The organism is Caballeronia sp. dw_276 (assembly GCF_018449635.1).
In the GTDB taxonomy this organism is placed as follows: domain Bacteria; phylum Pseudomonadota; class Gammaproteobacteria; order Burkholderiales; family Burkholderiaceae; genus Caballeronia.
Window position 1 is genome coordinate 1 of sequence record NZ_JAAVUV010000049.1, and the last position, 1431, is coordinate 1431.

The 1431-nt window shown below is 64.0% G+C and carries 1 protein-coding gene; it reads left to right on the plus strand.

The window, feature by feature from the left end:
- Positions 1 to 32: 32 nt before the first annotated feature.
- Positions 33 to 1431: condensation domain-containing protein (locus HB633_RS30550; RefSeq protein ID WP_255581305.1), on the plus strand; the 1399-nt coding region annotated here is incomplete at its 3' end.

The window sequence follows — 1431 nt, forward strand, 5'->3', positions numbered from 1 at the left end:
CGGTCCGTGGAAAATCTCGAAAGGGTTGAAATATGAATGCGCGGGAAATCGTCGATTACTTCAGGCTCAACCAGGTTGCCCTGGAGGTCGTCGACGGGAAGATAAGGTTTGCAGCCCCGCAGGGGTTTTCCACGCCGGAACTCGTCGAGAGACTGCGTCACCACAAGGCGGAGATCGTCGAACTGCTCGACGCCGCGCAACAGGCGCCAGCGGGCTTCGCGCGACGGCCGGCCGACGCGGCACCGCTGCTGTCCTACGGTCAACAGCGGCTCTGGTTCCTGAGCCAGATGGACGACGACAACGCGTATTACAACGTGCCGTTTTCGATCCGGGCCACGGGAACGCTGGATATCTCAGCCCTGGCATCCGCGTTCGAGCGGGTCGTGGCCCGCCACGACATTCTGCGCACCGGCATCGTGGTCGACGGCAACGTGCCCATCCAGGTGGTTGCCGAGCGCAGCGTGCTGGATCTTCGCGTCGACGATCTGACGGGACTCGAGGCCGGGGAACAAGATGCTGCCGTGCAGGAGATCGAGCAGGCCGAAGCGCTCACGCTGTTCGATCTGGCCGGACCTTCGCTACTGCGCGTGCGGGTCCTGACGCTGGCACCGGATCGCCATCGCATCCTGTTGACGCTGCACCACATCGTGTCCGATGCCCGCTCGATCGGAATCCTCGTGCGGGAACTGTCGTTCTTTTATACGGCCCGGATCGATAGCTCGGCCGCCGAGCTGCCACTGCCGAAGGTGCAGTATGGCGACTACGCTTACTGGCAGCGCCATCTGTTCGACGCAGGGAAGCTCGAAGCAAAGACGGCGCATCTGAAACGACGGCTGTCGGGAGCACCCGCGTTGCTGACGCTGCCGACCGATCGGCCGCGGCCGCCGATCCAGCGCCATCGGGGCGCGGCGGTGCATTTCGGGTTGCCCGTCACCTTGGCGGCACGCATGAATGAATTGGGCCGGCAGTGCCAGGCGACCCCGTTCATGACGTTGTCGGCGCTGTTCGCGCTTTTCCTGTCGCGCTACTCCGGACAGGACGACATCTGCATCGGGACGCCGGCTTCGAGCCGGAACCAGGCCGAGCTGCACGACACGATCGGGTTCTTCGTCAATGTCGTCGTGTTGCGGATTTCTCCAGCCTCGCAGCTGGGCTTTCGCGCCTTTCTGCGTCAGGTCCGGGACATCGCGCTGGACGCGTATGCACACCAGGACGTGCCGTTCGAACGGCTCGTTGAGGAGTTGCAGCCCCAGCGCAGCCTGAGTCATACGCCGTTGTTCCAGGCCATGCTGGCCTGGCAGGACGTCACGTCGAAAGCGCGTCTGACACTGCCTGGCCTCGAACTCGAACTGGCCGCTACGGAGGAGCGTGCAGCGCTATGCGACCTGACGCTCAACGTCGCGGAGATCGATGGCCGCATGATGGCGAGGC